The sequence below is a fragment of the Serratia sp. 506_PEND genome (assembly GCF_001076875.1).
Lineage (GTDB): Bacteria > Pseudomonadota > Gammaproteobacteria > Enterobacterales > Enterobacteriaceae > Serratia > Serratia marcescens.
This window is the reverse complement of record NZ_JVEL01000165.1, coordinates 1-4,556: the sequence shown is the minus strand read 5'-3', so window position 1 is coordinate 4,556 and position 4,556 is coordinate 1. Positions and strand designations below refer to the sequence as shown.

Annotated in this window: 5 protein-coding genes; 2 read left to right on the top strand and 3 right to left on the bottom strand. The window is 52.0% G+C overall.

Features of this window, described 5'->3' with window-relative positions:
• Nucleotides 1–362 precede the first annotated feature (362 nt).
• Nucleotides 363–1,400, top strand: a complete 1,038-nt coding sequence (gene murB, locus ADK28_RS04170; protein WP_016929435.1) for a UDP-N-acetylmuramate dehydrogenase — start codon at nt 363–365, stop codon at nt 1,398–1,400.
• Nucleotides 1,397–2,359, top strand: coding sequence for a bifunctional biotin--[acetyl-CoA-carboxylase] ligase/biotin operon repressor BirA (birA, locus tag ADK28_RS04165; RefSeq protein ID WP_004929427.1), 963 nt, complete (start codon nt 1,397–1,399; stop codon nt 2,357–2,359). The genes murB and birA overlap by 4 nt, the downstream gene beginning before the upstream one ends.
• A gap of 48 nt (nt 2,360–2,407) precedes the next feature.
• Here birA and coaA read toward each other — a convergent pair whose 3' ends face one another.
• From coaA to ADK28_RS32675, 3 genes are all read right to left on the bottom strand, one after another.
• Nucleotides 2,408–3,358, bottom strand: coding sequence for a type I pantothenate kinase (gene coaA / locus ADK28_RS04160; protein WP_025304936.1), 951 nt, complete (start codon nt 3,356–3,358; stop codon nt 2,408–2,410).
• Nucleotides 3,359–3,577: 219 nt separating this feature from the next.
• Nucleotides 3,578–4,126 (bottom strand): GNAT family N-acetyltransferase, encoded by a 549-nt coding sequence (locus ADK28_RS04155; RefSeq protein ID WP_004929422.1) that lies wholly within the window; start codon nt 4,124–4,126, stop codon nt 3,578–3,580.
• A 157-nt stretch (nt 4,127–4,283) separates the two neighbouring features.
• Nucleotides 4,284–4,556: hypothetical protein (locus tag ADK28_RS32675; RefSeq protein WP_204375364.1), on the bottom strand; the 273-nt coding region annotated here is incomplete at its 5' end.

Genomic DNA, 4,556 nt, shown 5'->3' with positions numbered 1-4,556 from the left:
AGCCCTGAACTGACGTTCAGGGCTTTTTGCTATGCGTAAAATAAATATCCTGACAGTATCTATTACTTTGAAAAATGCCTTTTTGGGCATGTGTAACTTATTCTTATAATGAAGAATAATGTTTCTTTGCTAGGGAAATAGCCATCTAAATATATAATTGATAGTTCCAGATTATTATTTAAATAATAAAAATAGCTATCTATGAACAGACTGATGAGAATTATCCGGTTATATCAAAGATAAATCTTAATTCTTCAGTGTATTAGTCGATAAATTTCACGTTAATTAAAACAAATATTAGCCAGACGCCTCGAATCGAGTAGACTAGGCGAAAGATTATTTCCGTATGGGTACTGAACGTTATGTCTACTGAAAGCGCGTCTTTAAAAAACCACAATACGTTTGCGCTCCCGGTCAACGCAGCGCACCTGATCATGGCCGATAGAATTGAGCTGATGCTCAAGGTGTGGCAACAAACGCGCAAGCGTCAGGAGCCGTTGCTGATTCTCGGTGAAGGTAGCAACGTGCTGTTCCTGGAGGATTTTTCTGGCACAGTAATGGTCAATCAGTTGAAGGGTATTGATGTTCGGGAAGATAACGATGCCTGGTATCTCCACGTCAGCTCCGGTGAAAATTGGCATGACCTGGTGCAATATACGCTGCAGGCTGGGATCTGCGGCCTGGAAAACCTGGCGTTGATTCCTGGATTGGCCGGTTCCGCCCCTATCCAGAACATCGGCGCCTACGGCGTCGAATTGAAAGACGTCTGCGAGTATGTCGATCTGCTGGACTTCTCTACCGGCGCTATCGATCGTATTCCGGCTGCCGAGTGTGGTTTTGGCTACCGGGAAAGTATTTTCAAACACCGTTTCCAGACCGGGCATGTCATTGTCGGGTTAGGTCTGCGTCTCAACAAACAGTGGCAACCCAAATTGAGCTACGGCGATCTGGCCAAGCTGGATCCTGCCACGGTGACGCCACTTCAGGTATTTGAATCCGTATGCGCCATGCGCCGCAGCAAGCTGCCCGATCCGCGTGAAACCGGCAATGCCGGCAGCTTCTTCAAGAATCCGCTGGTGAACGCAGAGAAAGCCGCAGAACTCATCGCTAAATATCCCGGCATGCCGCATTATCCACAGCAGGATGGCCAGGTGAAGCTGGCCGCCGGATGGCTTATCGATCAATGCGAACTGAAAGGATATCGTATCGGTGGCGCCGCGGTACACCGCCAGCAAGCGTTGGTGCTGGTGAACATCGACAACGCCCACAGTCAGGATGTGGTGGCATTGGCGCGCCACGTGCGCAAGTCGGTGGCCGATAAATTCGGCGTGTGGCTGGAACCTGAGGTGCGTTTTATTGGCGCGACCGGTGAACTGAATGCCGTGGCGGTGCTGTCATGAAAGATACCAAGGTTCCGTTAAAACTGATCGCGCTGCTGGCTGACGGCGAATTCCATTCCGGTGAACACCTCGGTGAGTCACTGGGCATGAGTCGCGCGGCGATCAATAAGCATATTCAGACCATTCGCGAATGGGGACTGGATGTCTTTACCGTGCCCGGAAAAGGCTATAGCCTGCCTGGCGCCATCCAGCTGTTGGAAGCCAAGCGAATCCTCAGCCTGCTGGAAGACAAGCGTGTAAGCGTGTTGCCGGTGGTCGATTCCACCAACCAATACTTGCTGGACCGCATCGACGAATTGCACTCTGGTGATGCCTGCGTCGCTGAATACCAACAGGCAGGACGTGGGCGCCGCGGGCGGCAGTGGATCTCGCCATTCGGCGCTAATTTATATCTGTCGATGTTCTGGCGACTGGAGCAGGGGCCGGCAGCGGCGATGGGGCTCAGCTTGGTGATCGGGATGGTGATGGCGGAGGTCTTGCAGCGTCTCGGTGCGGCTGATGTACGCGTGAAGTGGCCTAACGATCTTTATCTGAACGATCGTAAATTGGCGGGGATCCTGGTCGAATTGACGGGAAAAACTGGCGATGCGGCTCAACTGGTCATCGGCGCCGGCATCAACCTGGCGATGCGTGATACCAATGCCAGCGCCATTACTCAGGGATGGATTAACCTACAGGAAGCGGGAATTCAGATCGATCGCAATGAACTGGCTGCAACTCTGCTTAATGAACTGCGTCAGTCATTGAAACAGTTTGAGATAGACGGACTGGCGCCCTTTATCGGTCGCTGGCGTACCTTGGATAACTTTATCGACAGACCGGTCAAACTGCTGATTGGCGAGCGACAGATTGTGGGTATCGCCCGGGGTATCGATTCGCAGGGCGCACTGCTGCTGGAACAGGACGGGGAAATCAAACCTTTTATCGGCGGAGAGATATCGCTGCGCAGCGCGGAATAGTGAGAAAAGACAAGGGGACGGTAGCGTCCCCTTGATCGTTCGGTAGGCTTATTTTCTTAAACGCACGCTTTCAACGGCATGGTTGGCGCTTTTGGTCATAATCAGGCTCGCGCGTTCGCGCGTAGGCAGTATGTTCTGCTGCAAATTCAATCCATTGATTTCATTCCATAATTGCGTGGCGATATTAATCGCCTCCGGTTCCGGCAATTTTGAATAATTATGGAAATAAGAATCGGGATTGGAAAATGCGCCCTGACGGAATTTCAGAAAACGATTGATATACCAGCTTTGCAATAGCGTCTCCGGCGCATCGACATATATAGAGAAGTCGACAAAGTCGGAAACGAATACGCGATGCGGATCGTGAGGATAATCCATACCGCTTTGCAATACGTTAAGCCCTTCCAGGATCAGAATATCCGGTTGCTCGATGACTTTATTACCTTCGGGCACGACGTCATAGATCAAATGGGAATAAACCGGGGCGGTGACGCGTTTGGCGCCGGATTTCACTTCCGACACGAATTTCACCAGGCTATGCATATCGTAAGACTGCGGGAAGCCTTTTTTCTTCATCAGGCCGCGTTCGTTCAGCACCTTATTAGGGTGCAAGAAGCCGTCGGTCGTGATCAACTCAACGCTGCGGTGTTCTGGCCAACGGCTCAACAACGCCTGCAACAGACGTGCGGTTGTGCTCTTACCTACGGCTACGCTGCCGGCGATGCCGATGACATAGGGAATCTTTTGCCCGTCGGTGCCGAGGAATTGCTCGAGCACCGCCTGTCGGCGCAGGTTGGAACTGATATAGAAGTTCAACAGTCGTGACAGCGGCAGATAAATCTGCGCAACTTCTTCCAACGAGAGATCTTCGTTAATCCCTTTCAGTTTAACGATCTCTTCTTCCGACAACGTCAGCGGCACCGAATCTCGCAACGCAGCCCATTGGGTACGATCGAACTGTAGGTAAGGCGTTGCTAAAGATTGATCTCTTTTTATCATAAGCCAAATTCTGCCTGTTAACGCAGGTTGGGAAAGGCGCCGGACGCCAACTCCAGAGAATAAACAAGCTGCATATTATAGACAGCTTCGTTTTTGGCGTAGACTTTTTTCGCAAAAGTTGTCGATAGGCAGCAGTTTATGTCAATTGTGCGAAGCGGCGCGCAGTTGATAAAGCGGGGTTGCAAGGCGGTATCATCAGAGCCGGATACCGCCTGAAGACTAACTGGCGATAGCGCGCGAAGGTTGATTTACGGTGAACAGACGTTTGTAATAAATGACGGTCGGATGGTAATGCCCATCGGGGCCCGCTGCATAATCCGGCAGCTCGCCCAAACAGCGATAACCCAAGCTGCGATAAAGCGCTTCTGCCGCCGAACCGGCCTGCGTATCCAGATACAATAGCCCGCGTTGCTGCTGCAGTGCCGCGTACTCCAGCGTTTTCATCAGAGCCTGACCTACGCCGTTGCGGCGAGCGCGGCTATGCACCAACAGCTTCACCACCTCCGCACGATTACGGCCGTTCGGCTTCTGGCAAAGCTCGAGTTGCACGGTGCCAACGACGCCGCGATCGTCACGGGCAATCCACAGCAGCAGTTCACCTTTGGCCAAGGCCGGTCGCAGACTGTGGAAGTAGCTCTCGGCGTCTTCGTGGGGAATTAAGGTGTCGTAACCGACAGAAGCGCCGTGCGTGACGGCATCGGTCAACAGGCGGGCCAACTCATCGCGGTAAATCGGCAACGTAGCGGCGTTGATAGGCACTATTTTCATCGGTCATTCCTCCTGGGATGGGGGTAATGAAGAGAAGCAATAACTGAGCCACAGCGGCGAAAGGCATGGCGACGGCAAAAGGGCGAGGGATCAGTGTAGCCCACGCCGCAGTCCGGGGCAGGGATCCCCTTTTTGGTGCATCGATCCCGCTCACAGTTTACCATCGCGGGTTAAGTGTTTTGAGAAGCCCGACACGGAGAAAGCGGCGCTCAAGGCTTGCAAAAAGTGGATAAAATTGTAGAGAATGATTGCCGCGAGTGATGAATGTTTGCACGCCGCAGGCTGCAAATTGCATGACAGTATGCAAAATTGACTGATTTATGAGCGAAAGTGCGCGTAAAGCAATTTTTTTGTTGCATAGGTCGCCCGCTCTACCTAGAATGCGCTGCACTTGATGCCGGCTTAGCTCAGTAGGTAGAGCAACTGACTT

Bases quoted from the DNA above. Each gene is read 5' to 3' on its own strand.
- coaA (WP_025304936.1), bottom strand. From the start codon at position 3,358: ATGATAAAAAGAGATCAATCTTTAGCAACGCCTTACCTACAGTTCGAT.
- murB (WP_016929435.1), top strand. From the start codon at position 363: ATGTCTACTGAAAGCGCGTCTTTAAAAAACCACAATACGTTTGCGCTC.
- ADK28_RS04155 (WP_004929422.1), bottom strand. From the start codon at position 4,126: ATGAAAATAGTGCCTATCAACGCCGCTACGTTGCCGATTTACCGCGAT.
- birA (WP_004929427.1), top strand. From the start codon at position 1,397: ATGAAAGATACCAAGGTTCCGTTAAAACTGATCGCGCTGCTGGCTGAC.